This window comes from Brevibacillus sp. MCWH, assembly GCF_013096935.1.
In the GTDB taxonomy this organism is placed as follows: domain Bacteria; phylum Bacillota; class Bacilli; order Brevibacillales; family Brevibacillaceae; genus Brevibacillus; species Brevibacillus aydinogluensis.
The window spans coordinates 82608-107814 of record NZ_SDLF01000009.1; the positions used below are offsets into that span (position 1 = coordinate 82608).

General features: G+C 58.7%; 21 protein-coding genes, 2 tRNA genes and 1 riboswitch. Of the genes, 14 read left to right on the plus strand and 9 right to left on the minus strand.

Translation table 11 applies throughout. The annotated features are described in order from the left end of the window. Positions 1–47: 47 nt before the first annotated feature. From ETC00_RS10430 to ETC00_RS10465, 9 genes are all read left to right on the plus strand, one after another. Positions 48–1502: an aldehyde dehydrogenase family protein gene (locus tag ETC00_RS10430; protein ID WP_171565951.1), complete on the plus strand. Its 1455-nt coding sequence runs from the start codon at positions 48–50 to the stop codon at positions 1500–1502. Between the two features lie 36 nt (positions 1503–1538). Continuing rightward, positions 1539–2714 carry an iron-containing alcohol dehydrogenase gene (locus ETC00_RS10435; protein ID WP_171565953.1) on the plus strand — a complete coding sequence of 392 codons (1176 nt, stop codon included), beginning with the start codon at positions 1539–1541 and terminating at the stop codon, positions 2712–2714. A 55-nt stretch (positions 2715–2769) separates the two neighbouring features. Further along, positions 2770–2901 (plus strand): hypothetical protein, encoded by a 132-nt coding sequence (locus ETC00_RS20855; protein WP_256379883.1) that lies wholly within the window; start codon positions 2770–2772, stop codon positions 2899–2901. A 191-nt stretch (positions 2902–3092) separates the two neighbouring features. Beyond that, complete coding sequence (locus tag ETC00_RS10440; protein ID WP_171565955.1) at positions 3093–3521, plus strand: VOC family protein; 429 nt, start codon at positions 3093–3095, stop codon at positions 3519–3521. Positions 3522–3748: 227 nt separating this feature from the next. Then, a riboswitch (SAM riboswitch) is annotated at positions 3749–3867 on the plus strand. A gap of 108 nt (positions 3868–3975) precedes the next feature. Next, positions 3976–5124 carry a sugar ABC transporter substrate-binding protein gene (locus ETC00_RS10445; RefSeq protein ID WP_371808897.1) on the plus strand — a complete coding sequence of 383 codons (1149 nt, stop codon included), beginning with the start codon at positions 3976–3978 and terminating at the stop codon, positions 5122–5124. Positions 5125–5155: 31 nt separating this feature from the next. Continuing rightward, positions 5156–6691, plus strand: coding sequence for a sugar ABC transporter ATP-binding protein (locus ETC00_RS10450; RefSeq protein WP_171565958.1), 1536 nt, complete (start codon positions 5156–5158; stop codon positions 6689–6691). Next, positions 6669–7676 carry an ABC transporter permease gene (locus ETC00_RS10455; RefSeq protein ID WP_171565960.1) on the plus strand — a complete coding sequence of 336 codons (1008 nt, stop codon included), beginning with the start codon at positions 6669–6671 and terminating at the stop codon, positions 7674–7676. The genes ETC00_RS10450 and ETC00_RS10455 overlap by 23 nt, the downstream gene beginning before the upstream one ends. Before the next feature lie 359 nt (positions 7677–8035). Beyond that, positions 8036–8112 (plus strand) — tRNA-Arg (locus tag ETC00_RS10460). Positions 8113–8146: 34 nt separating this feature from the next. Then, a tRNA-Pro gene (locus ETC00_RS10465) sits at positions 8147–8223 on the plus strand. Between the two features lie 156 nt (positions 8224–8379). Here ETC00_RS10465 and ETC00_RS10470 read toward each other — a convergent pair. Genes ETC00_RS10470 through ETC00_RS10480 form a run of 3 tightly spaced genes read right to left on the minus strand, consistent with a single transcriptional unit; the run spans position 8380 to position 10749 of the window. Further along, positions 8380–9789 carry a ferrous iron transporter B gene (locus tag ETC00_RS10470; RefSeq protein WP_171565961.1) on the minus strand — a complete coding sequence of 470 codons (1410 nt, stop codon included), beginning with the start codon at positions 9787–9789 and terminating at the stop codon, positions 8380–8382. Next, positions 9767–10498 (minus strand): FeoB small GTPase domain-containing protein, encoded by a 732-nt coding sequence (locus ETC00_RS10475; RefSeq protein WP_171565962.1) that lies wholly within the window; start codon positions 10496–10498, stop codon positions 9767–9769. The genes ETC00_RS10470 and ETC00_RS10475 overlap by 23 nt, the downstream gene beginning before the upstream one ends. Positions 10499–10500: 2 nt before the next feature. Continuing rightward, a complete protein-coding gene (locus ETC00_RS10480) occupies positions 10501–10749 on the minus strand; it encodes a FeoA family protein (protein WP_171565963.1) in 249 nt (82 codons plus the stop codon). A 271-nt stretch (positions 10750–11020) separates the two neighbouring features. Here ETC00_RS10480 and ETC00_RS10485 point away from each other — a divergent pair, with 271 nt between their 5' ends. Beyond that, a complete protein-coding gene (locus ETC00_RS10485) occupies positions 11021–11389 on the plus strand; it encodes an ArsR/SmtB family transcription factor (RefSeq protein WP_171565964.1) in 369 nt (122 codons plus the stop codon). A gap of 174 nt (positions 11390–11563) precedes the next feature. Next, the gene (locus tag ETC00_RS10490) at positions 11564–13981 is read left to right on the plus strand and encodes a heavy metal translocating P-type ATPase (RefSeq protein WP_171565966.1); all 2418 of its coding nucleotides are present in this window, start codon (positions 11564–11566) and stop codon (positions 13979–13981) included. Between the two features lie 114 nt (positions 13982–14095). Here the strand turns inward: ETC00_RS10490 and ETC00_RS10495 are convergent, their stop codons facing one another. The 5 genes from ETC00_RS10495 to ETC00_RS10515 are packed head-to-tail and all read right to left on the minus strand — an operon-like array spanning position 14096 to position 19279. Then, positions 14096–15202 (minus strand): GerAB/ArcD/ProY family transporter, encoded by a 1107-nt coding sequence (locus ETC00_RS10495; protein WP_171565967.1) that lies wholly within the window; start codon positions 15200–15202, stop codon positions 14096–14098. 36 nt (positions 15203–15238) lie between these two features. After that, positions 15239–15388 (minus strand): hypothetical protein, encoded by a 150-nt coding sequence (locus tag ETC00_RS10500; protein ID WP_171565968.1) that lies wholly within the window; start codon positions 15386–15388, stop codon positions 15239–15241. A 12-nt stretch (positions 15389–15400) separates the two neighbouring features. After that, positions 15401–16645, minus strand: coding sequence for a Ger(x)C family spore germination protein (locus tag ETC00_RS10505; protein WP_371808898.1), 1245 nt, complete (start codon positions 16643–16645; stop codon positions 15401–15403). Beyond that, positions 16638–17744: a GerAB/ArcD/ProY family transporter gene (locus ETC00_RS10510; RefSeq protein WP_171565969.1), complete on the minus strand. Its 1107-nt coding sequence runs from the start codon at positions 17742–17744 to the stop codon at positions 16638–16640. The genes ETC00_RS10505 and ETC00_RS10510 overlap by 8 nt, the downstream gene beginning before the upstream one ends. Continuing rightward, positions 17741–19279, minus strand: coding sequence for a spore germination protein (locus tag ETC00_RS10515; protein ID WP_171566046.1), 1539 nt, complete (start codon positions 19277–19279; stop codon positions 17741–17743). The genes ETC00_RS10510 and ETC00_RS10515 overlap by 4 nt, the downstream gene beginning before the upstream one ends. Before the next feature lie 249 nt (positions 19280–19528). Here ETC00_RS10515 and ETC00_RS10520 point away from each other — a divergent pair, with 249 nt between their 5' ends. The 3 genes from ETC00_RS10520 to ETC00_RS10530 all read left to right on the plus strand — a co-directional run bounded on the left by ETC00_RS10520 (position 19529) and on the right by ETC00_RS10530 (position 23570). After that, positions 19529–21178: a dynamin family protein gene (locus ETC00_RS10520; RefSeq protein ID WP_171565970.1), complete on the plus strand. Its 1650-nt coding sequence runs from the start codon at positions 19529–19531 to the stop codon at positions 21176–21178. 8 nt (positions 21179–21186) lie between these two features. Continuing rightward, positions 21187–23154, plus strand: coding sequence for a dynamin family protein (locus tag ETC00_RS10525; RefSeq protein ID WP_171565971.1), 1968 nt, complete (start codon positions 21187–21189; stop codon positions 23152–23154). A gap of 188 nt (positions 23155–23342) precedes the next feature. Continuing rightward, positions 23343–23570, plus strand: coding sequence for a hypothetical protein (locus ETC00_RS10530; protein ID WP_171565973.1), 228 nt, complete (start codon positions 23343–23345; stop codon positions 23568–23570). 157 nt (positions 23571–23727) lie between these two features. Here the strand turns inward: ETC00_RS10530 and putP are convergent, their stop codons facing one another. Beyond that, positions 23728–25197, minus strand: coding sequence for a sodium/proline symporter PutP (gene putP, locus ETC00_RS10535; RefSeq protein WP_171565974.1), 1470 nt, complete (start codon positions 25195–25197; stop codon positions 23728–23730). Positions 25198–25207 lie beyond the last annotated feature (10 nt).

The following is a 25207-nucleotide window of genomic DNA, read 5'->3' on the forward strand; positions in this document are numbered from 1 at the left end:
CAGCATTGGATCAAAAGGTGTAACGACCCGCAGGAGGAGTGGTGGAGATGAATCAAAGCGAGATCACCGTCATGCACGTCGGCTCTCTCATCGACGGCAACGAGGTTACCGGGGGCGGCCGGATTCGGCACGAGGTTCGCAGTCCGTACAATGGCGAACTGATAGGAGTTGTGGACTTTGCGACGAGAGAAGATCTGGAACAGGCCATCCAAACCGCCCACCGGGTCTTTCAGCAAACCATGAAAAATATGCCCGCGCACCAGCGGTCCGAGATTTTGCGGAAAGCTGCCGATGCCCTCGAGGCGCAGCGGGAGGATTTTGCTCACCTCCTGTCTCGTGAAGCGGGCAAGCCGATCCGCGATGCGCGGGGAGAGGTGGGACGTGCGGTGCAGGTACTGCGCTTCGCTGCCGACGTGGCCAAGGCCAACGACGGCGAACTCATCAAAATGGACAGTGCGGTCGGCGGAGAAAACCGAATCGGATTTGCCCGCCGCTATCCGGTTGGGGTGGTCGCCGCCATAACGCCGTTCAATTTCCCGCTGAATCTCGTTTTGCACAAGGTGGCCCCGGCCATCGCAGCAGGCTGCACCGTGGTCATAAAGCCGGCCGAAAAAACGCCGCTGTCCGCGCTGAAACTCGCCAGGCTGCTGCTACAGGCAGGGCTGCCGAAAGGGGCGTTGCATGTCGTGATGGGCACCGGTCCCGATCTGGGGGAACCGCTTGTCACCCACCCGCTGGTAAAGAAGGTGACCTTCACGGGAAGCGGGCCGGTCGGCTATAAAATCAAACAACTGGCGGGCAACAAAAAAGTAACCCTGGAGCTGGGCTCGAATTCGCCCAATCTGGTCTTCGAGGACGCCAACCTGGACGCAGCGATTTCCAGCATCGTGACGGGCGGGTTTGCCTATGCCGGCCAAGCGTGCATCTCAGTGCAGCGCATCTATGTGCAAAGGACGCTGTACCAGACGTTTCTCGATCGGCTTGTGCCGCGGGTGGCGAGCCTGCGCGTAGGGAATCCGGCCGAGGAAACAACAGATGTAGGTCCGCTGATTACGGAAGAGGCGGCCGTACGCGTGGAACAATGGGTGCAGGAAGCGGTCGAAAACGGTGCGAAAGTGCTCACCGGCGGCAAGCGGGAAGGATCCATTTACCATCCCACCGTTCTGGTGGATGTCAAGCCGGACATGAAAGTCGTATGTCAGGAAGTATTTGGCCCTGTCGTTGTCGTCATCCCGTTTGACACGGAAGAAGAAGCGGTATCACTCGCGAACGCTTCCGACTACGGCCTGCAGGCAGGCGTTTTCACGTCGGATATCAATCGTGCCTTTCGCCTGGCCGACGAGCTGGAAACCGGCGGGGTGTGGATTAACGAAGTGTCAACCGTTCGCCAGGACAACTATCCATACGGTGGCGTAAAACGGAGCGGGATCGGTAAAGAAGGCGTGAAATACGCCGTTGAGGATATGACCGAAGTGAAATTTATCGGTGTGAAGCTGCTGTAGACGGAAAATATGTGCGGGATAGGAGAGGAATGGACGATGAGCATTAGCGTGTTTCGAACACCGAACGAACTCGTGACGGGAATCGGCTCGATTGCACACATTGGGGAGAAGGCAAAGAAGCTGGGGGCAACAAAAGTTTTGGTCTTGACCGACAAGGTATTGAAGCAAACAGGTCTGGTCGACAAGGCCGTAACCCCGCTGACGCAAGCAGGCCTGCCCGTTCACGTGATTGATGAAATCATGCAGGAGCCTCCGTTTGAAAATCTGGAGCAGCTTGCCTCCCAGGTCAGGGGTCGGGGCTATGACGTGTTTGTCGGGATCGGAGGCGGTAGCGTGCTGGATGTGACCAAGGCCTTGTCCATTATGATGACCAACACGGGCGATGTGCGCGACCTGGTGGGCATTGACAAGGTGGCGAACAAGGGCGTGCCCTTCATCCTCGTGCCGACCACTTCCGGAACCGGGTCGGAAGTTACCTGCAACGCCATTTTTACGGACACGCGCGACCAGGTGAAAAAGGGAATTGTCTCACCGTACCTGCTCCCGGATGTGGCCATCGTCGATCCGGAACTAACGGTGACGGTGCCTCCATCCGTCACGGCCGCGACGGGGATGGACGCGTTTGTTCATGCGGTGGAGTCCTATACGGCGATTCGGGCAAATGAACTGACGGACGCGATTGCCCTGCACGCGATCAAACTGGTTTCCCGTTCCCTTCGCCAAGCCGTGTATCAGGGACATGACCTCAAAGCGCGCGAAGACATGGCGATGGGAAGTCTGCTCGCCGGCATTTCGCTGGGCAATGCCGGGGTAGGAGCCGTCCATGCGCTGGCCTATCCGCTGGGAGGCAAATTCAAGGTGCCCCACGGGGTGGCAAACTCCTTGCTGCTCCCCTACGTCATGAAGTACAATGTAGTTTCGAATATTCCCAAATTTGCGGAAGTGGCCAGGGCGATGGGAGAAAACGTAGACGGGCTGTCGCTTCGCGATGCAGCATTTCAGGCGGTCCACGCCATCGCCAAACTGTCTTGCGACGTGGGCATTCCCGCCAGCATCAGAGATGTTGGCGTGACAGAAGAAGACATTCCGGCCTTGGCAGCAGAAGCAAGCAAAATCGACAGACTGCTGAACAATAATCCACGCTGGCTGACGGCTGCGGACATCGAAACCATTTACCGTGAATCGTTCGCCGGCAAACTGTTTTTGGAATAATTTGTTTCCCGACCTCAGCACCGACTCGGCCTCTCTCGGTATGATGCGCCGTTTGGTGGACGAAGGCAAATACGGCCAGAAAAACGGACACGGTTTTTATCAATGGACAAAGGAATTTTTGCAGAAGAAGAACGACGAGCGGGAAGCAGAACTGATTTATTTGCTGAAAAAAGAGTGGGGGATCTAGCAAAATCTCGCTTGTTTCAAGCCATGCTTCATTTTCCTTCCTGTGAACAACACGATCATTGACACTGGATTCGTTTTCAAATCAGAGAATCGGAAATAATAGAGAGTATGGCTTGCTTTAATACGTGTCAATCTGTGGCCCGTACGGATTTTTGCGGCGGGCAGAATGAAAATCCAAGGAGCTGATTCCTGATGACACTGCGCTTGATCCCCTATCTGATCATGGACGGAAATGCCAAGGAAGCCATTCACTTTTACGAACAAGCACTGGATGCCAAAATCCTGTTTTACCAAACGTTTGGCGAGATGCCGGAAAACCCGGAATTTCCCCTGCCGGAAGAGGCAAAGGACCGCGTGTCGCATGCCATGATAAGGGTCGGCGAGTCGGACCTCATGTTTTCCGATACGTCTCCGGGCCAACCCCATCAGAGCGGCAGTCAAATCACCATCTGTATCTCGACGGACGACAAGGAAAAAGCGACACGAATCTATGAAGCCTTGAAGCAGGACGGTCAGGTGAACATGCCGCTGCAAGAGACGTTCTTTAGCCCGGCCTATGGGATTGTAACGGACAAGTTTGGCGTGACCTTCCAAATCAACACGGAGGGGAAACAACAGTAACGAAAACAGCTCTGCTCGCGTTGATTGCAGCAGAGCCGTTTTCCTTGGCGTTTTACGCCTGCCCAACCTTCGCTGTTCGTCGATTGAAAACTGTCAGCGGAAGATGCTGACAGTTGTGAATTTTTTGGAGAAGCGATCGAAAAACGGGATTGACGGCACATCCCGCTTCGATGTATGATGTCATCAATATTAAAAAGCATAGTGGAAAACTTGGAATTACACATGCCTTCTTATCCAGAGCAGGCTGAGGGACTGGCCCGATGACGCCCGGCAACCGACTGCCAAGAGCATGCTGCTCTTGCGGCACGGTGCTAACTCCTGCAGGAATTTTCCTGAGAGATGAGAGGTGAGCGAGCAAACCGCGCCTCTTTTCTCAAGGAAAAGAGGCGTTTGTTTTTTCGGTTTTTCCGTCCATGTCATTATTTTTTACGCACTCATGAGGGGGATGTACCAAATGAAAACGATCAACAAATGGATGACTGTCAGTCTCGTCGCGGCTCTTTTGCTGACGGCCTGCACCAATGAACAGCCGCCGGCGCCGTCTGCACAATCTGCCGCGCCATCGTCGTCACAGCCGGCGGACGCGCCGCAGCAGCCAGGCGCATCACCGGCGGCGGCAACTCAGGCAGCTATTCCGGCGGCAGTGGACAAACCGTTGAAAATCGCTCTGGTCAGCGAGTTTTCCATCGGGACGTTTTCTGCCCAGTACCTGCAAGGAGTCAAAGAGCAGGTGAGCAAATTCGGCGGCGAGCTGGTCGTCTACAACGCGGACGGCGATTTGGGCAAAATGGCGGCCCACCTGGACACCGCGATCAACCAAAAAGTGGACGGCATCCTGATCAACCACGGCCGTGCGGAAGCGCTGCAGCCGGGGGTGGAGCGGGCGGTCAAGGCGGGGATTCCCGTCGTCGCGTTTGACAACGACCTGGACCAGGTGGAAGGCGTCACTGTAATTGACCAGGACGACTACAGCCTGGCCTGGCAGGGGCTGAAAAATCTGGCCCAATCCATCGACGGGAAAGGCAACATCGTCTACATCTGGGTGGGCGGTTTTGCGCCGATGGAAAAGCGCAACCGCGTCTACGAGATTTTTCTCAAGCGCTACCCCAACATCAAGGAGATCGCCCGCTTCGGTTCGGCCACGCCGAATACGGCGCTGGACACCCAGGCGCAGATGGATGCAATCCTGAAAAAGTTCCCCAACAAAGGCGACATTGCAGCCGTATGGGCGCCGTGGGACGAATTTGCCAAAGGGGCCACACGGGCGATCAAGGCGGCGGGACGGACGGAGATCAAGGTGTTCGGCATCGACCTGTCCGACGAGGACTTGCAGCTCATCCAGGAGCCGAACAGCCCGTGGAAAGCGTCGGCGGCGACTGATCCGGCGGACATCGGACGGGTGCAGAGCCGCTTCCTCTACCAAAAGATCGCCGGCGAACACACGCCCAAGTACTTCTCGCTCGATCCGCATCTGGTCAGCCAGGACAAACTGCCGGACCAACCGGTCAACATGTCCGACCTGACGCAATACGTGAGCGGATGGGGTCGAAGCGACGCCGCCATCTCGCCGTGGATGGCTGCGCTGGAGGCAAAGCACAAGTGACCGAAACGGACAGATCAGGGAGGGATGCGAGATGACGGCCTCTGTTTTGGAAATGAAGGGGATCGTCAAGCAGTACGGCGGGGTGTACGCCCTGCGCGGGGTGGATTTCACCGTACGCGGCGGGGAGGTGCACGCCATCCTCGGAGCCAATGGAGCGGGCAAAAGCACGCTGATGAAAATTCTCTCCGGCGCAGAGCAGGCGACGGCCGGCAGCATTCTGATCGACGGCCGTGAGCTGGCCGTCAGCGGACCGCGGGATGCCAAGCGGGCCGGTATCCACCTCGTGCAGCAGGAAGTGGACACGGGGCTGATTCCCTCCCTGAGCGTCGCGGAAAACATACTTCTGGACCATACTGTCTCCGCCGGCGCCTGGTGGCATTCGCCGAAGCGTACGGTGGAGCGGGCCCAACAGATACTCAGCCGGTGCGGTTTTTCCCTGCCGCTGAAGGCAAAGGCGGAGGAGCTGACGCTGGCGGAGAAACAGTTGGTGCTGCTGGCCCGGGCTGTGGCCCAGGATGTCCGCTTCGTCATCTTTGACGAGCCGACCGCGCCGCTCAGCCTGACGGAAGCGGCGGCGCTGTTTGAGCTGATTGCCAGCTTGAAGGCGGCAGGGCTGGGGATTGTCTACATCTCCCACCGGCTGCCGGAGGTGTTTGCCATCGCTGATCGCATCACTGTGCTGCGGGACGGCAGCCGGGTGTGGGAAAAGCGGACGGAACAGACCAGTCCGGAAGAGGCGGTGGCGGCGATGCTGGGCCGCCGCGAAGCCAATCAGGCAGACGAGAGATGCAGACGGGCAGGCGAGGTGTTGCTGGAAGCGAGAGAGCTGCGGATCGGCCACAAGGTGAAGCGGTTTGACGTTCAGCTGCGGCAGGGGGAGATCGTCGCGGTGGTGGGACTGGTGGGCGCCGGCAAGACGGAGGTGTCCCGTGCCCTGTTCGGCGCCGACCGGCTGGACGGCGGCGAGATCCGGCTGAGAGGGAAGACTCTGCGCCTCCGCCATCCTGGTGAGGCGATTCAAAACGGCATCGCGCTGATTCCCGAAGAGCGGCGGCTGCAGGGCATCCTGGTGGAGGAGCCGGTGAAGCACAACCTGACACTGGCCCACCTGAAGGCGTTTACGCGCGGAGGCTTTCTCTCGGACAAGGCGGAGCGCGAGGCGGCCCAATCCCTCGTGGAGCGGCTGGGCATCAAGACGGCCGGGCTGGATCAGCCGACGGGCAGCCTGTCCGGCGGCAATCAGCAGAAAGTGGCGATCGGCAAGTGGCTGTTGACCACGGCCAGCGTGTTCCTCTTCGACGAGCCGACCAAGGGCGTGGACATCGGCGCCAAGCAGGAGATTTTCCGCTTGATTAAGGAACTCGCGGACGAGGGCAGAGGCGTCTTGTACTTTTCCAGCGAAATTGACGAAGCGCTGGCGCTGGCCGATCGGCTGATCGTGCTGGAAAACGGACGGACCGCCGCCGAGTGGAGCCGGAGCGAATGGACGACAGGACGGATCACGGCCGAGACGGTGATGTATTACATGAGTGGAGGGAATCATCATGGAAGCAGTGCTGCAGGGTGAAAAAACAAAACAGACGCGGGGGTCGCTGGCGCAGCGGTACGGTGCGCTCCTGGCCATTCTGGCCGTGATCGTGTTTTTCAGCATCGTCAACGAAAACTTTCTCAGCTACGCCAATCTGGTGGACATCCTGCGCTCCATTTCCATCGTGACGCTGGTGGCAATCGGGGTTACCTTTTCCCTGATCGTGGGCGGCTTTGACCTGTCCGTCGGTTCGACGGTCAGCGTGGCGACGGTGCTCTCCGCCTCGCTCATGGTGTGGTACCGGCAGGAACTGCTGGTGGCGGTGGTTGTTCCGCTCCTGGCCGGTCTGGTGATCGGGCTGATCAACGCGCTGTTGGTGGTCAAGGTGCGGATTCCCGACATCCTGGCGACGCTCGTGTCGCTGTACGTCTTTCAGGGCATTCACCTCAGCTACACGCAGGGCTTTTCCATCTACAACAACATGCCGATGGCCGACGGCTCGTCCGCTCCCGGCATCATCATTCCGTCGTTTCTCTTCATCGGCCAGGGGGAAATATGGGGCATTCCCGTCCCGGTCATCCTGATGGCGCTGGCCGTCGTCGGCGTGCACGTGTTTCTCAACTACACCCGTTTCGGACGGATGCTGTACGTCACCGGCGGCAATCTGGAAGCGGCCCGCCTCTCCGGCGTACCGGTCAACAAGTACCGCACGCTGGCCTACATGCTGTCGGCGCTGTTCGCCTCCATCGGGGGGATCGTGCTGACGGCGCGGATCGGCACCGGCCAGGTGATGGCCGGATCGCCGCTGTTGATGGACGCCGTGGCTGCTGCGTTTATCGGGTTTTCCATCTTCGGGCAGGGCAAGCCCAACGCGTTCGGCACCTTTTGCGGCGCCATCCTGATGGGTGTGCTGATGAACGGGCTGACGATGATGAACGTGCCGTATTACGCCCAGGACATCGTCAAGGGGCTGGTGCTGGCAGGAGCGCTGACGCTTACCTATCTGCCCAGGCTGAAAAAATAGGCGGGCAGCCGATGGACTGCTGCTGTCGGGTTAGTGAGCTTTCTGTTTTTGCGAAAGCGACCGCCGAGCGACTGAAGCAGTAGTTTCCCGCTTTGTTTGATCGGAAAAAGGCGCGATGGCCGTCATGTCGGACGAGGGCGGCGATACGGCCATGCGCCCGGTTTACGCCCGCTGACTTCCCGCCGGCAGATCCGCCTGTCTTTTTCGGGCACGCTGGCTGTGTTTGTCCGCTGTGCGCCTGCCTTTTCCGGGAGCTTGCGAAAAAAATTTGTGAATGGAAAAAAATACTGGTTGATTTTTTCTTGTCTCCCCTGTATAGTATTGAATTGTCGCCACGGTGCGAAACAACAAACAGATACGTGCCCTTAGCTCAGCTGGATAGAGCGTTTGACTACGAATCAAAAGGTCGGGAGTTCGAATCTCTCAGGGCACGCCATAATGCAGAGGCGAGAGCCTATCTCGCCTCCAGTCGGGAAGTGGCTCAGCTTGGTAGAGCGCTTGGTTCGGGACCAAGAGGTCGCAGGTTCAAATCCTGTCTTCCCGACCATTTTTATTTTTACGGACGTGCCGCTCAGCATTGTTGGCAGAAAACCAAGCCCCAAGGGGAGGCATACAAGCCCTACGCCGGTATGGGAATAGGGACAGCGGCTTTTCAGATGCAAAACAGACCGCCAGGAGGAGATCTCTGGCGGTCTTGCTGTTATTACGCCACCAAGCCCAATCCTCGTGCTGTCTGCGCGATGACAAACGTCACGGCAATCGCGATGGACAGCGGGATCAGAGCGGACAGCACGGTCCATTTGGCGCTTTTGGTCTCTTTGTAAATGTTGAACAGGGTCGTGCCGCAGGGATAGTGCAGCAGCGAGAACAGCATCATGTTCAGCGCGGTCAGCCACGTCCAGCCGTGTGCCAAAAAGATGTCCTTGATGTTGTCCAGGCCGTCAATGTCCACCATTGCCCCGGAGGACAGATATCCCATCAGAAGGATCGGCAGGACGATCTCATTGGCCGGCAGCCCGAGCAGAAAGGCCATGAGGATGTACCCGTCAAGTCCGAGCGCGTGGGCGAATGGATGGAAAAAAGAAGCCAGGTGATTCAAAATGCTGTCGCCGCCCACGGTCACGTTGCCCAGTATCCAGGTAATCACGCCGGCCGGAGCGGCGACGAGGACCGCCCGGGTCAACACGCTCAGGGATTTGTCCTTGGACGCCAGCAGCACGGTTTTGAGCATCTGCGGTTTCCGATACGGCGGCAGCTCCAGCGTGTAGTGGGTGGGGACGCCGCGCAGCGCCGTTTTGGACAAAATCCAGGAGACGGTCAGGGTGACGACGATGCCGATCAGCACCATGCCCATGACGATCAGCGCCGTGACCAGCGTGTGGTACTGGCTGGCGACACCGGCGGCCACGAACAGTGAGGCGAGCAGGATCAGCGTCGGCCAGCGCCCGTTGCAGGGGACAAAGTTGTTGGTCAGGATCGCAATCATCCGCTCCCGCGGCGATTCAATGATCCGGGTGGAGATGATCGCCGCCGCGTTGCAGCCGAAGCCCATCGACATGGTCAGCGCCTGCTTGCCGTGCCCGCCCGCCTTTTTAAACAACCGGTCCATGTTGAATGCGACCCGCGGCAGATAGCCGAAGTTTTCCAGCAGCGCAAAGATCGGGAAGAAGATCGCCATTGGCGGCAGCATGACGCTGACGACCCAGGCTGTCCCGCGGAACAGCCCGAGCACGAGCAGGCCGTGCAGCCAGTCAGGGGCGTGAACAGCCTGAAACGCGGCCGTCAGGTGCCCTTCGATCCATCCGAACATGTCGGCCAGCATCCCGGACGGGACGTTGGCGCCGGCGATGGTGATCCAGAACACGACGCCGAGAATCGCCAGCATGATCGGGAAGCCCCAGATCGGCGAGGTGACGATTTTATCCAGCCGATACGTGCTTTCCAGCTTTTTGGGGTCTTCGTAGCGGACGGCCTCCCGGCAGATGTTCCGGGATGTCTGGTAAATGTCGCGGACGATGCCGTCGCGGATCGCGTCTCCGCCGGCCATGCACTGGGCCAGGGCAAACAGCGAGTCGAGCGAATCCGGCCTCTCAGTGGCAAGAAATCTGCTCATGGGGCACGACCTCCTTCATCCCGGTCGCTCCGACGGTGTCGAGGCGTGCCTTGAGGGAGGCGAGCAGCTTCTCGTCGCCGTCAAGCAGGCGGAGCGCAATCCATCTGGGCGAAAAACGCGTGCCCAACAGGTGCGTGACATGCGGCTCCAGCTCCCTGATTTTCTGCTCGATGTCCGCACTGTAGGAAATCGTCACGGGCTGCGGGATGATTTTGCCGGACGCCACTTTTTCCACCTCGGCCAGGAGCGCGTCGATTCCCGTCCGATTGCGGGCTGAGATGGCAACCGTCGGCACGCCCAGCTTTTGTCTGATTTTGGTTACGTCGACGTGAATGCCCAACCGCTTCGCTTCGTCGATCAGGTTGACGCAGAGGACGACGCGGTTGGTCATCTCCATCACCTGCAGCGCCAGATTCAGGTTGCGCTCCAGCGATGTGGCGTCCACGACGACGACAGTTACGTCGGGCTGTTCAAAAATGATGTAATCGCGCGCCACTTCCTCATCGGCGGAATTGGAATACAGTGAGTAGGTGCCCGGCAGGTCGATCACCCGGTAGGTGACGTCTTCGTGGACAAACTCACCGACGGCTGACTGCACCGTTTTTCCCGCCCAGTTTCCGGTGTGCTGGCGGAGGCCGGTCAGCGTGTTGAACAGCGTGCTCTTTCCGGTATTGGGATTGCCGGCCAGAGCGATTGTGTACGCAGCCAAAATCATTCACCTCCCAGGATGTTTCCGAATATCTGCGAGCTTTCTTCCCGGCGCAGGGCAATCGTCGTATTGTTCACACGAAATGCGACCGGATCGCCGAGCGGACTTTTCTGCAGGACCTCGATGACGTTTCCCGGGACGAATCCCAGGTCGAGCAGTCTTCGCCGCAGGACCCCCTGCACGTTGATTCCCGATAAAACAAGCCGCATTCCGGTTTTTGCCTCGGAAAGCGGAATTGTGGGCGAAGCCATGTGATGCCACCCCCTGTGGTTTTCGCATGGGACAAAATGTTTGCCAAGGGCAAATTTTTGCTTACAAAAAAATATGTGACAAAAGTAGATCAGGTTCTTACTGTTAGTATAGTACAAAATTTTTCTCTTAGGAACAAAAAGTTTCTCTAGTGCAACATTTCGTCCTTTGTGCAACACTCCGACGCTGGAGCGGCAGGCATTCGGCACGACTTTGACTCATTTGTCTGTTATAATGGAAATCGTAACGGTTCTCTTTTGGGGTGGTGACTGGATGATATCAAACGAGATGCAGGATTCCTGTGACGATACGTGTCAAGGAACGGAACCGACAGCCGCTGAAATAAAGGAAGCCATGATTGATAACGACACGGCCGGGGCGCTCGCCGATCTGTTTCGCGCGCTGAGCGATCCTACCCGGGTCAAGATCATTTACGCTTTATTGCACAGGGAGCTGTGCGTCCACGACATCTCCACGGCCCTGGACATGGGGCAGTCAGCGGTGTCGCACCAGCTCCGTTATCTGCGAAATCTGCGCATCGTCAAACGGCGAAAGGCGGGAAAAACCGTCTTTTACTCCCTGGACGACGATCATATTGAACAGATATTCGTGCAGACGCTTCAGCACATGAAACACGGCTGATCGTCCGAGACCCGCTTGCTTGGCAGGCGGGTTTTTTTGTCTGCGCTGCGGCCTGCATGCACGGCTGTCCGCCCGGGAAAAATTGTGTTGACGTTTTGCAGCCGGAAAAAATAAGATGATTGTGAGGATAAAATACATGAACAATTAATCATGTGTTTGAGCGGGGTGGAACGAATGGCCAATACGGATGAGTGCTGCAAAGCGGCCTCCCACGCGGAAACAGGATGCTGCGGCAACGGTACTGCCGTTGAGACCTGCAGTGAAACATTGTCCCTGATCGGTCTGCACTGTGCCGACTGTGCGGCACGTCTGGAGAAAAGCCTGGCCCGGCTGCCCGGGATGGCGCGGGCAGAAGTGAACGCTGCCGCCGCCAAGGCAAGCGTCAGCTACGATCCGCATCGGACGACCTATGAGCAGATTGTCGACACCATCCGGAAACTGGGCTACGACGTCGCCCCGCAGCAGCGGGGGACGGTCACGGCTCGCTTCCGCATCCGCGGGATGGACTGCGCCGATTGTGCGCAAAAGCTGGAGAAAAAGGTGGGAGCCCTGCCCGCCGTGCATCGCGTCCAGGTCAATTTCGGCGCGGCGATCATGACCGTCGAGCATGACGGAACGGCAGTTGACCGCGTGATCGACACTGTGCGCCAGGCGGGCTACGAAGCCGTCCGGGAGCAGGAAGCGAACAGGCGGGAGGAAGAGCGGGGCTTTTGGCGGCAAAACAAAAAAGCCTGGTCGACCGTGACTGCCTCCCTTTTGTTTCTCGCCGCCTGGGGCCTGGGGTTCGCGCCGGCGGCACCGGAGCCGCTCATCACGCTGCTCTACGCGCTGTCCATCCTGGCCGGCGGCGTTCGCATCGCCAAAAGCGGCCTGTACGGTCTCAAGTCGCGAACGGTCGGCATCGACTTTCTGATGACGATCGCTGTCATCGGGGCGGTGGCGATCGGCGAGTGGGCGGAAGGAGCGGCGGTGGTCTGCCTGTTTTCGCTGGGGGAAACGCTGGAGGCCTATACCATGGACCGGACGAGACGATCGCTGCGCAGCCTGATGGAACTGGCGCCGGCTGAAGCTCTCGTCCTGCGCGACGGTCGGGAGTTGACGCTTCCGGTGGAACAGATTCGCGTCGGCGACACGATTCTGGTCAAACCGGGGGAAAAGATCGCGATGGACGGCATCGTGACCGACGGGCGGTCGACCGTCAACCAGGCGCCCATTACCGGCGAGTCCGTACCGGTGGAGAAGGGAGCCGGAGACGAGGTGTTCGCCGGCACGATCAACCAGCAGGGAGCGTTGACGGTCAGGGTGACCAGACGGGCCGAAGACAACACCTTGTCCCGGATCGTTCATCTCGTGGAAGAAGCACAGGCGCAGAAGGCGCCGTCGCAGCGCTTTGTCGACGCCTTTGCCGCCTACTACACGCCGGCGGTGATCGCCGTGGCTGTCGCGATTGCGGCCGTTCCGCCGCTTCTGTTCCAGCAGCCGTTTGCGGACTGGTTTTACCGAGCGCTGATGATGCTAGTCGTTTCGTGCCCCTGCGCGCTGGTCATTTCCACCCCTGTCTCTATCGTCTCCGCCATCGGCAATGCCGCACGCAGCGGGATTTTGATCAAAGGGGGCATCCATCTGGAACGGCTCGGTGCCGTTTCGGTGATGGCCTTTGACAAGACGGGGACGCTCACCCAGGGGCTTCCCGAAGTAACCGGGATCATCCCTGTGTCTGCTCTGACGGAGGTGGAGGTTCTCGCCATCGCCGCTGCCGTGGAAGCCCGATCGGAACACCCCTTGGCGGCAGCCATCGTCCGCAAGGCGAAGCAGGAGGGCGTGGCCATCCCTGACAACGATCAGTTTGTCTCCGTCCCCGGCGGCGGGGTGAAAGCCCGGGTGAACGGCATCACGTACATGATCGGAAACCCCCGGTGGATCTCCGGCGACGCGGGGCTCTCGCTGGAGCGGGTCGAGCAGCGGATCGAGCAGCTTCGAGAGTCCGGCCACACCTTGATGGTGCTGGGCACGGAACAGCAGGTGGTGGCGCTGATCACGCTGGCCGACGCGGTCCGTCCGTCCAGCAGGACAGCGATTCGGGAACTGCGCTCCCTGGGGATAGAGCGGATGGTCATGCTGACCGGAGATCACCGGGGCGCGGCTCGCGCTGTCTCCAGCGAACTGGGAGGCATCGACTGCCATGCCGAACTGCTCCCGGAAGACAAGCTGACCCTCATCCGGGAGTGGCAGTCTGCTGGCGCCAGCGTGGCCATGGTGGGGGATGGCGTCAATGACGCGCCGGCGCTTGCTGCGGCGACCGTGGGCATCGCCATGGGCGGTGCCGGATCGGATACGGCGCTGGAAACGGCCGACATCACCCTGATGGCCGACGATCTGTCCAAACTTCCCTACGCCGTCAATCTCAGCCGGCGGACGCTGCGCATTATCAAGCAGAACATCGCGTTTTCGCTGCTGGTGAAGGCGGTCTTTCTGCTGATGATCGCGTTTGGCTGGTCCACGCTGTGGATGGCTGTGCTGGCCGATACGGGAAGCTCCCTGATCGTGATCGCCAACGGCATGCGGCTGCTGCGGACCGCCGAGCGCGCCTAAGCGCTCCCGGTCCGCACCGGGCAGGCGGCGGGCTAGGCAGCAGCCCGCTGCCTTTTTTAGTCCAGCCACCATCCCACCGGCCTGTCTGGCGCTTCAATGCGCACAAATCAGCGGTCAGCTGCCATCCTTCACTCCCCGCAGTTTGGCGATCGCCAGCAGCACGAGCGGGATGACATAGGCGATCACCACTCCGAAATAGCCGAGCCGGTCGCCAAAGGTAAAAAACTCGGTCTGGTTTTGCGGCATCATCGCAATCAGGTAGATAATCGGCGAGAGGATGAGAATCCACGTAAATCTTGAAATCCGGGTAAACACGGACTGCAGCGTGGTTATGGCCAGATCAAACGAGATGCTGCAGGTGTTAAAGATGGTCATGATCCAGATGGTGAAAAAGACGGATTCGACCCGCTCGATAAATCCGCCGGGCACCTCCACACCTTTTGCCAGCTCGATGGTGGGAAAGGTCAGATTTCTGACCACCTCCGATGAAAAGACGCCGATGACTATCATGTAGATGGTCATGTACAGCAGGATGGGAATCGCCATTCCCAGCGTGACTGATTTGGGGGCATCCTGCGGACGTTTCATCAGAATCGTGTAAAACAGCACCAATTCCCCACCGGTCATGGAAAGGCCCAATCTTTTCACACCGCTGAGCAGGGACATCCAGTCAGTAGAGAAGAACGGCCGGACGTTTTCCCATTCCAAAAAGCGCAGCGTGTACATCTGGACCATGAGAATGACCAGCAGCACGATCGGCAGAAAGATGAGATTGAGACGCAGCAGCGCCAGGCGCGATCCAGCCGCAACGTACTGGACGATCAGCAAAAAGGCCAGCGTGATCATCTCCACCGGCGTGTTCGTGAACAGGTACTGCTTGGCGATAATGCCGACTGCCCGGATTTCAAAGGAGGCCATCCATATGCTGTGCACACTAAAGAGCAAAGTGAGCAGATACGCGAACGGCCGGCCTGCGATCACCGCCACAATAGCGAAAAAGGGACGGGTGGGAAAGCGGCTGGCCAGCTTGCCCAACAGCCAGCTGATAAAACAGACGACAGTGCCGGCGATGAGGATGGAAATCCACCCGTCAAACGAATTGGTTTCCTCCGCAATCGAACGGGGAAAGGTGAGGATGCCTACGGCGATCACGTAATTGGCGATGATGAAGATCATCTCTCGGGTACTGATTTTTTTATCCGCATAGGAAACGTTGTTCATGGCGAATCCCCTGTCTTCATGCGAATGTTTTTGCGCTCATTCCCGCTTGTCGCATTTCCATGGCGGATCGCCGTGCTCGCGCAGCTTGCGGAACATGATGTGGAGGCTCCACGGAATCAGCACAGACAGCACCGCCCCGGCACATGTCATAAACGGGGGAAGAATGCCGAATAGCTTGTTCAACATGGCTACACCGCCTTAACGTACTTCGTTCCTGCTGCGGGTTTCCGTTGTATTGATCTCGCCCACATTGCGGATGTACACGGTTGCCTTGACGTCGATTTCGCTCGATGCGAAGTAATTTCTGCCGTACTCCCAGTCGTGTTTGAGCTGCTTCCAGAGGTGGGGATGCTCCTGTTTCAAGTAAGTGCCCAACCCGAGCACATCTGTTTTCATCTGCTTGTGCACCTTTCTGATCGTGTCGCGGGCCATTCGCTCGATCTCTTTGGCCAGGTGATCCTGCAGCGTTTTTAACGCATCTTTGCTCAGGTAATTCATTGGCTTGAACGTCTCGTCGATCACGCCTTCACACGTGATGGTGTAGGCGAATCGCATCCGCTCCTTGTGCCGGGTATCCGCCTTGATTTTCCGGCTGGCCGACTCAATGTTAAATGTCACCAGTTCGCGATCGAGCACTGCCTTCAGCATGCCCCCCTTAACGCGGTCGGTGAGGAAGTTCAAGCCTTCCGTTTCTTCTTCGCCCAAAAAACCGACCATGCGGTTTGATTTTCCATTAAACACGGCCGCGCCGGCCACTTTCACTTCCTTTTCGTTTGAGGTAATGCGGGGAAGCACAAAGCTGTGCTCGTTCATCAGATTTTCGTGGCATTCACCCAACCATATTTCCGGCAATATCCGCGCGTTTTTTTGGATGTTTTCGGCCACGGCGTTGATGTACATGGCCGGCAGTTTTTCGTTTATAGGGGAGATTTCCAGGACGGGGCGGGCGTCCCCTTTGGCGATCATCACCTTGCTGCTGCGGCGCAGTTCCGGATCGCGCAGGAAAAAGTCGAGCGCGTCGGCAAAGGCGTGATTGGCCTTGGCCACCTCTTCGGAGATGATCAGCACTTTCAGGTGCTGGTAAAACGGAATCCGGCTGCTCCGCGTCGCCAGCTCACTGGAAATCTCCAGCAGGGAATCCCCTTCTGATGCGATGTTCAAAAATGCCTCGTTGCCACTGCCCTGGACGCCTCGTTGCTGTGAACCGGAAACCAGTCCGCCCGGCACCACAAACTGGTGGGTGACCAAAAACCGCCATCGTCCCTCCGGCCTGTCTGGCGCTTCCTTTTCTGCTGCTTCTTCTGCGGCTGAGGAGCGGGGGAAGTCAATCGCCACGCCGATGACAAAACCGCGCTCTTCGATGGGCAGCTGATCCCAACACCCGGCTGTCAGGAATGCGCACAGACCGATCAAGGCAGTGCGAACGAATCGGCGGTCAATCACTCTCCTTCACCCCCCGCAGTTTGGCGATCGTCAGCAGCAGGAGCGGAATGGCATAGGCGATCACCACACCGATGTAGCTGAGCCTGTCGCCAAAGGTAAGAAACTCGACCTGGTTTTGCGGCTGCATCGCAATCAGGTAGATAATCGGCGAGAGGATGAGAATCCACGCAAATTTCGAAAGCCGGGTAAATACGGACCGCAGCGCAGTTATGGTCAGATCAAACCAGATGGTGCAGGTGTTAAAGATGGTCATGATCCAGATGGTGAAAAAGAGGGATTCGACCCGCTCGATAAACCCGCCGGGCACCTCGACACCTTTTGCCAGCTCGATGGTGGGAAAGGTCAGATTTCTGGCCACCGCCGCTGAAAAGACACCGATGATCACCATGTAAATGGTCATGTACAGCAGGACAGGAATCGCCAGTCCCAGGATGACTGACTTGGGGGCATCCTGCGGACGTTTCATCAGGAGCGTGTAAAAAAGCACGATTTCCGGGCCGGACATGGACAGGGTCACTCCTTTCGCACCTTTGAGCAGGGTCGTCCAGTCGGTAGAGAAGAACGGCCGGACGTTTTCCCATTCCAAAAAGCGCAGCGTGTACATCTGGACCATGAGAATGACCAGCAGCACGATCGGCAGAAAGATGAGATTGAGACGCAGCAGCGCCATGCGCGATCCTGCCACGGCATACTGGACGATCAGCAAAAAGGCCAGCGTGATCATCTCCACCGGCGTGTTCGTGAACAGGTACTGCTTGGCGATATTGCCGACAGCCCGGACTTCAAAGGAGACCATCAATATGCTGTACACACCAAAGAGCAGAGTGAGCAGATACGCGAACGGCCGGCCGACGATCAGCGCCACGTAATCGAAATAGGTACGGGTGGGAAAGCGGCTGGCCAGCTTGCCCAACAGCCAGCCGATGAGACAGACGGCAGCGCCGCCGATGAGGACAGAAATCCATCCGTCAAACGCATCGGTCTCCTTCGCAATCGAACGGGGAAAAGTGAGGATGCCTACACCGATCACGGCATTGGCGATGATGATCACCATCTCTCTGGTGCGGATTTTTTGATCCGCATAGGGAACGTTGTTCATGGCGCATCCCCTGTCTTCATGCGAATGTGGTCTTTTGGCTGCCCGGTCTCCGGCCGTTTTCGCATAAACGTCACGGGAGCACGCAGCAACAGATCCTTCCAGTCGTTCAGCAGTTGCGGCGCAAACGGCGTCAGGTACGGCACACCCAGGCTCGTCAGATTGGCCAGGTGAATAAAGATGGCGACAAACATGAGCACGACTCCGTACAGGCCGAAGATAGCGGCGGCAAACATCACAACAAAGCGGATCATGCGAAACGTCAGCGCCAGGTTGTACGCCGGGATGGCAAACGAGGCGATCGCCGTCAGGGCGACGACGATGACCATGACCGGGCTGACGAGTCCGGCTGATACGGCCGATTCGCCGATCACCAAACCGCCGACGATCCCCACCGTCTGACCGATTGGTTTCGGCAGGCGCAGCCCCGCCTCCTGAAGCAGCTCCATCGTCGCCACCATCAGCAGCGCTTCGACAAACGCCGGAAACGGAACGCCTTCTCTCGTCGCTGCGATAGAGAAGGCCAGGTCGGATGGGATCAGTCCGGGATGATAGGTGACGAGCGCGACGTACAACGCTGGAGAAAAGACCGCCAGAAACGCGGCGACGTAGCGAAGCAGTCGGGCCAGCGTTCCGACAATCCAGCGCTCGTAAAAGTCTTCCGGCGAATGAAGCAGCATGCTGAAGGTAACCGGCACGATCAGGCCCATCGGGGTACCGTCCAGCAAGATGGCCACCCTGCCTTGAAACAGCGCGGAAGCCACCTTGTCCGGCCGCTCGGTCACCTGGCATTGCGGGAACGGCGAAAGAAAGTCGTCTTCGATCCACTGTTCAATAAATCCAGATTCTTCCACCTCATCAACGTCGATGGTGGCCAGCCGCCGTTTCACCTCTTGCACGAGCGCGGGATTGGCGATGTCCTGCATGTAGGCGATGATCAAATCGGTCTTGCTGCGCCGTCCCACGTTCATGGTATCAAAGCGGAGCTGGACGTCCCTGACCCGCCGCCGGACGAGCATCGTATTGTCCCGGATGTTCTCGGTAAACCCTTCCCGTGGGCCCCGCACCAGCCCTTCCGACACCGGCTCGTCGATAGTGCGGGTCTGCCAGCCTCGGCTGTCGATCACGATGGTTTGGGCTGTGCCGTCAACAAACAGGGCGGTATCTCCTGCGAGTACCCGGTCATACATGGCTTCAAATGTTGATTCCAGTTTGACCTCGATGGTAGACAGCACTTCTCTCAACAGGAACGTCAGCATCTCTTCGCCCGGCGGAGGGAGCTTCTTGCCCGATGCCGGCAGTGTCAGCTGGATGTGCTTGACGACTTTGTCATTGATGAGATCAGAGTCCACCAGTCCGTCGAAGCAAACCACGGCGCACGTCAGCGAGGTATTGTCGATCGAAAATGTCCGGACGATCAGATCTTGCGGGTTACCCAACGTCTGCTTGATGGCCGTCAGGTTTTCCTCAAGACGGGGGTAGAGCGGGGTGGACAGGTCGGGCGTCTGCTGCGGGCGTCGCTTCAACTGCGAAGCCATTGTTTTTGTCGGCCTCTTATTTTTGCGATACACCTGGAGGTCCCTCCTGTCGTGGAAACACAAGCCTGTTAGTGCGATTTTTTCCGGAAGTGAGCGGAATTATGCGAACGCTGCCGCCTCTGCGGTGCCGGTTTGCCCCTGCATGTAAGTTCCAATACCGCATTCGCGCAAAAGAATTGAAGAACGAGGGGAGGTGTGGTACATTCGGCATGGTAGAATAGGATAGTGGAGAGGAAGAAAGACGAGAGGATGATAGGGGTGCCTGACACACAGGTAATGGAGCGGGCAACGGATTTTGCCCGCCTTGCTGATACACTGGAACAGATCGGATCGATGATGGAAGAGGCGAAAGACGGCACGACGCCGGGGAAAATGGCGCAGCTTGCCGAGAAGACGCGGCAGGCAGAGCTGAACATCGCATTTTGCGGCCACTTTTCCGCCGGCAAATCGACGATGATCAATACGCTGTTGGGCGTCAATCTGCTGCCGTCCAATCCGATTCCCACCAGCGCCAACGTGGTCAAAATCCGCGGCGGGGAAAAGGCTGCTCGCGTCTATACGCGCAACAGCGGCGTACTGACCTTTGACCCTGACACCGAAATGGAAAAGCTGAAGCAGTTTGCCGTGGATGGGGACACCGTGGAATGGGTGGAAGTCTCCTATCCGGGGACGTTCCTGGACGAGCGTTCCAGTCTTCTGGATACGCCGGGGATCGATTCCACCGACGCCGCCCACAAGATCGCGACCGAATCGGCGCTTCACCTGGCGGACGTGGTCGTCTACATGATGGACTACAACCACGTGCAGGCGGAGGAGAACTTCAATTTTACCAAAGCGCTGAAAGACCGCGGAAAACCGGTCTACCTGGTCGTCAACATGATTGACAAGCACATCGACTTTGAGCTTGATTTTGACAGTTACAAGGAGAGCGTGGAAGAGGCGTTCGCCACGTGGAACATCAAGCCGGACGGCATTTTCTACACGTCGCTGGCGGAGCCGGATCACCCGGAAAACCAGTACGAGGCGTTTCGGGAGAAGCTGCTGGCGCTGATCGGTGAGCGGGAGAGGCTGATTGGGGAGAGCGTCGTCCACTCGGCGGAGCACCTGATCGACGAGCACGTGAAAGGGATCGCCCAGCGCAACGCAGCGGCCCGCGAAGCGCTGGAGAGCAGACTGGAGGCACTGGCGGTGGACGGCGTGGACAAGAGCGATGCCGCCCAGGCGGAAGCGGCGCTCCGGGAGGCGGAAGCGCAGCAGTCCGCGCTGGCCAACCGGGCCGAGGAGGCGCGCAAGCAGATGGAAAAAGAGCTGTCCGCCCTGCTTGACAACGCGCGACTGACGTATTACAGCACCAACGAAGCGGCGGAGCGCTATCTGGAAAGCCGCAAGCCGGGATTCAAGGTGGGCCTGTTCTTTGCCGCCAGAAAAACGGAGGAGGAACGGGCCAAGCGGCTGGACGCCCTCTTGGCTGATATCCGCGAAAAGGTGGCCGGCAATCTCGACTTCCATTTCAAGGATCTGGTGAGCAAGCTGCCCGAGGCGTACGGCATCCGCGACGAAGCCTACCACGCCGCCGTGCACGCCACGCGGATCGAGGTGACGGCTGAATTTCTCGCCGCCCTTGTGAAGGAGGGAGCAGGCACGCGCGAATACGTGATGAACTACTGTTCCGATATTTCCAACGCGATCAAGGCGGAGTACCACCGTGCAGGACTGGCGTTCATCGAACAGGTGACGGCGCGGCTGCGTAAAGAGGCAGAAGCGGAGGCCGAAGCGCTGAATGGGCGGCTGGGCGCACTGCGTGAACTGGCGGAGATTCACGCCGGGCTGGCTGCGCTGGCAGAAAACGAGCGGGCGGTCAAAGAGCGGCTGCGAGCGATTTTGCGTGAAGGAGCGTAACGGAGACAATGAACCAACTGAGAGAGAAACTGATTGCTGCAGCGGAGCGCTTGCGGCGGGCAAGCGATGAAATTGCGACGGTGCCGGGAATGCAGGCGCAGGCCGAGGCAATGCGGGAGCGTGCCGACCGTCTGACTGCCAACCGCTTTACGGTCGCGTTGTTCGGAGCGTTCAGCGCCGGCAAGTCGTCGTTTGCCAACGCGCTGATGGGGGATTTGGTACTGCCGGTGTCCCCCAATCCGACGACGGCGGCGATCAACAAAATCATGCCGCCGACCGAGAGCCATCCGCACGGGACGGTGCGAGTGGTCCTGAAGAGCCGGGAAGCGGTGGAGCAGGACGTGCTGCGCTCACTTGCCGTCTTTGGCCTGTCGGCTGACGGGCTGGAGCAGGCTCTGGCCGAACTGGACAAGATCGACGTGGCGCACATTCCGCCGACTGCGAAACCGCATTTCACCTTTTTGAAAGCGGTGACCAAGGGGCTCAGCGACATGACTCCCCATCTGGGGGGCGAGCTGATCGTCGACATGCAGGCGTTCAAAGGCTTTGTGGCCAAAGAGGAGAAAGCCTGCTTTGCCGAGTACATCGAGCTCTTTTACGCGTGTCCCCTGACCGAGCAAGGGATCGTGCTGGTCGATACGCCGGGAGCGGACTCGATCAACGCCCGCCATACCGGGGTCGCCTTCGAGTACATGAAAAACGCCGACGCGGTGTTGTTCGTCACCTACTACAACCACGCCTTTTCCCAGGCGGACCGGGAATTTCTGCTGCAGATGGGCCGCGTGAAGGACACCTTTGAGATGGACAAAATGTTCTTCATCGTCAACGCTGCCGACCTCGCCTCCTCCAAGGAAGAGCTGGACGGAGTGGTCGCGCACGTGGAGAAAAACCTGCTCGCCTGCGGCATCCGCCATCCGCGGATCTATCCTGTCTCCAGCCAGACGGCATTGCTGGCCCGGATGCACGCGGCAGGCAAGCTGTCGGCCTCGGCGGAAAAAGTGTACCGCCAGCGCACCGGCACGGCGGAAGGCGAACCGCTGCCAGCGGCGGAACAGGCATTTGAGCTGTCCGGCATGGCAGGGTTTGAACGGGATTTCCTCCGCTTTACCCTGGAAGAACTGACGAGCATTGCTGTTACGGCGGCGATGGGAGAAATCCGCCGGGCACACGACATGCTGGCCGAGTTCATCCGGATGGCCCAGGCGGACGAAAGCGAACGGATCGCACGCCGCCAGGCCGCCGAAGAGGCGAAGCGGGCGGCGCTCGCGGCGGTGGCCGAACTGTCTACTGCGTCAGCCGAACGGGATCTGGCCAAGGAGCAGGAGGAACTGCTGTACTATGTAAAACAGCGCCTCTTCTTCCGGTTCAACGAACTGTTCAATGCCGCGTTTAACCCGGCTGTGCTGAAAGAAGACGGCCGGAACATGAAGCAGGCGCTGCAAGGCTGTCTGAGTGACCTGCTGCGGTCGATCAGCTACGACCTGGCTCAGGAGTTGAGGGCCACGACGCTGCGCCTGGAGAAGTTTGTAAACAAACTGGGAGTCTCCCTGGTGGAGCAGTGGCAGCGCGACGTACAGCGGCACGCCGCCGGGCTGACGCTGGCTCCGTTCCAGCCGCGCCAGACGGAGACGCTGCCGTTTGCTGAAGAGCTTCCGGTGGATGCGGCAGCCCTGCACCCGGCGCTTTCCCTGTTCAAAAACACCAAGGACTTTTTTGAACAGGACGGCAAGACCAAACTGCGCGACCAACTGGAAAAACTGCTGCAGGAACCCGTCGCCGCCTACGTTGCGGCCGGCAGTGAGCAGTTGGGTGAACAGTTTTCCACCCTGTTTGCGGCCGTGACAGCGGACGAGCGAAACCGTGCGGCGGAGCAGGTGGAGTCGTACTTTACCGGCGTGTTTGCCGCACTGGACATGACGCTGGATTTGGACGAACTGTCCGGCAAGCTGCAGCGCGTGGCTGCCGAGCTGGAGTAAGCGGCACCGGCGAGACGAGGACCAATGTAACATGATGCCAAAAGCGGCCTGTCACCGGGCCGCTTTTTTTGGTGTGCATGGGCGGAAGCGTTTGATGCAGCGATACACGCTTCGGCACTGTTGGGCGCAGGAAGCGCCAGGAGATCGCCGACCACCTGCATCCGCACGTGACCGTGCTGGGCCATTCCGTGGGCCTGCACATCCTGCTGGAAGTACATACGGACCGCGGTGAAGAAGAGCTGATTCGTATAGCCGCTGAGGCGGGAGTGGGTGTCTACCCGGTCGGACGCAACTGGCAGGAGCCGTGCGGCAGACAGGAGCGGCCGCGCATTATCGTCGGCTTTGGCGGCATGAGGGAAGAAGACATTTCAGAGGGCATCCGCCTGCTGGCCGCCGCGTGGTTTGGGCGATGCTGAGCGTGTCGTGTCCGGTTTTGTCGTGCAGAGGGGTTACCGGTTTGAAAAGGAAAGGTTCGGGCAGATATTCGCGTGCAAAAATGAGCAGACCGCCAATGCAGGTTACATTGACGGTCTGCCCATTGTATTGAGTGGGAGCGGTAATCAAGCAAGTTGCTTACTGCTTGCTCAAACGCTCGTATCGGTCAAATTGCTCCTGAAGCTGCTGCGACGGCTTTTGCGTCAGCAGGCTGACGACCACGATGGCCAGCAAGCTGGCGGCAAAGCCCGGCACCATTTCGTAGAGGAAATTCTTCAGCACGTCAAATTGGGTCCAGATGATGACGGTAGCGGCACCGGCAACCATCCCGGCGAGCGCGCCCCATTTGTTCATCCGTTTCCAGTAGAGGCTAAGCAGCACGACCGGTCCAAACGATGCGCCAAACCCGGCCCAGGCGTAACCGACCAGACTCAGGATCGTGTCGTTCTTGCTGTAGGCAAGCGCCAAGGCGATCAGCGACACCAGCAGGACGGACAGGCGGCCGATCGTGACCAACTCCTTGTCCGTGGCCGAGCGACGGAAGAAGGTCTTGTAGACGTCTTCAGTCAGCGAGCTGGAAGTGACGAGCAGTTGGGAAGAAATCGTACTCATGATCGCTGCAAGAATGGCTGCCAGCAGGAAGCCGGTAATCAGCGGGTGGAACAGGATTTTACCCAGTTCGATAAAGATCGTCTCCGGATCGGCAATCGTCCAGCCCTGTTTGGAGTACAAGGCGATGCCGATCAAACCGGTCAGCATTGCACCAACGACGGAGAAGATCATCCAGCCCATGCCGATGCGGCGCGCTTTTTTCATCTCCTTGACGGAGGAGATGGCCATGAAGCGGACGATGATGTGCGGTTGGCCGAAGTAGCCAAGCCCCCAGGCAAACAGCGAGATGATGCCCATCAGGCTGGTGCCTTTGAAAATGTCGAGCAGGGCGGGGTCAACGGCATGGATTTCCGTAAAGGTTGGCCCGATTCCGCCGACGGTCATGATGGTGACCACAGGCACCATGATCAGCGCGATGAACATGATCAATCCCTGCACAAAGTCGGTCCAGCTCACGGCGAGAAAACCGCCGAACAGCGTGTAAGCGATGGTGACGCCGGCTACGATCCACAGCCCGGTGTGGTAGTCGAGGCCAAACGTGTTTTCGAACAGCACGCCGCCGGATACGATCCCGGAGGAGACGTAAAACGTAAAGAAAATCATGATGACTAGGCCGGATACCAGGCGCAGTATGCGGCTGCCGTCGCCAAAGCGGTTTTCCAAAAACGCTGGAATGGTGATGGAGTTGTTGGCTACCTCCGTATAGGTGCGCAAACGCGGCGCCACGTACAACCAGTTGGCGTACGCCCCGAGCGTCAGGCCGATGGCAATCCACGAGGCGCTGATCCCTTGGGCAAACATCGCGCCGGGCAAGCCCATCATCAGCCAGCCGCTCATGTCGGATGCTCCTGCACTGAGCGCCGTCACAGCCGGCCCGAGCGTCCGGCCGCCCAACATGTAGTCAGTGAGATTGGATGTGCGCTTGTACGCGTAGTACCCGATCAGCAGCATGCCGACCATATAGGCGGTAATGGAAGCGATGAGTTGCATATCCATGTGCGTTTTA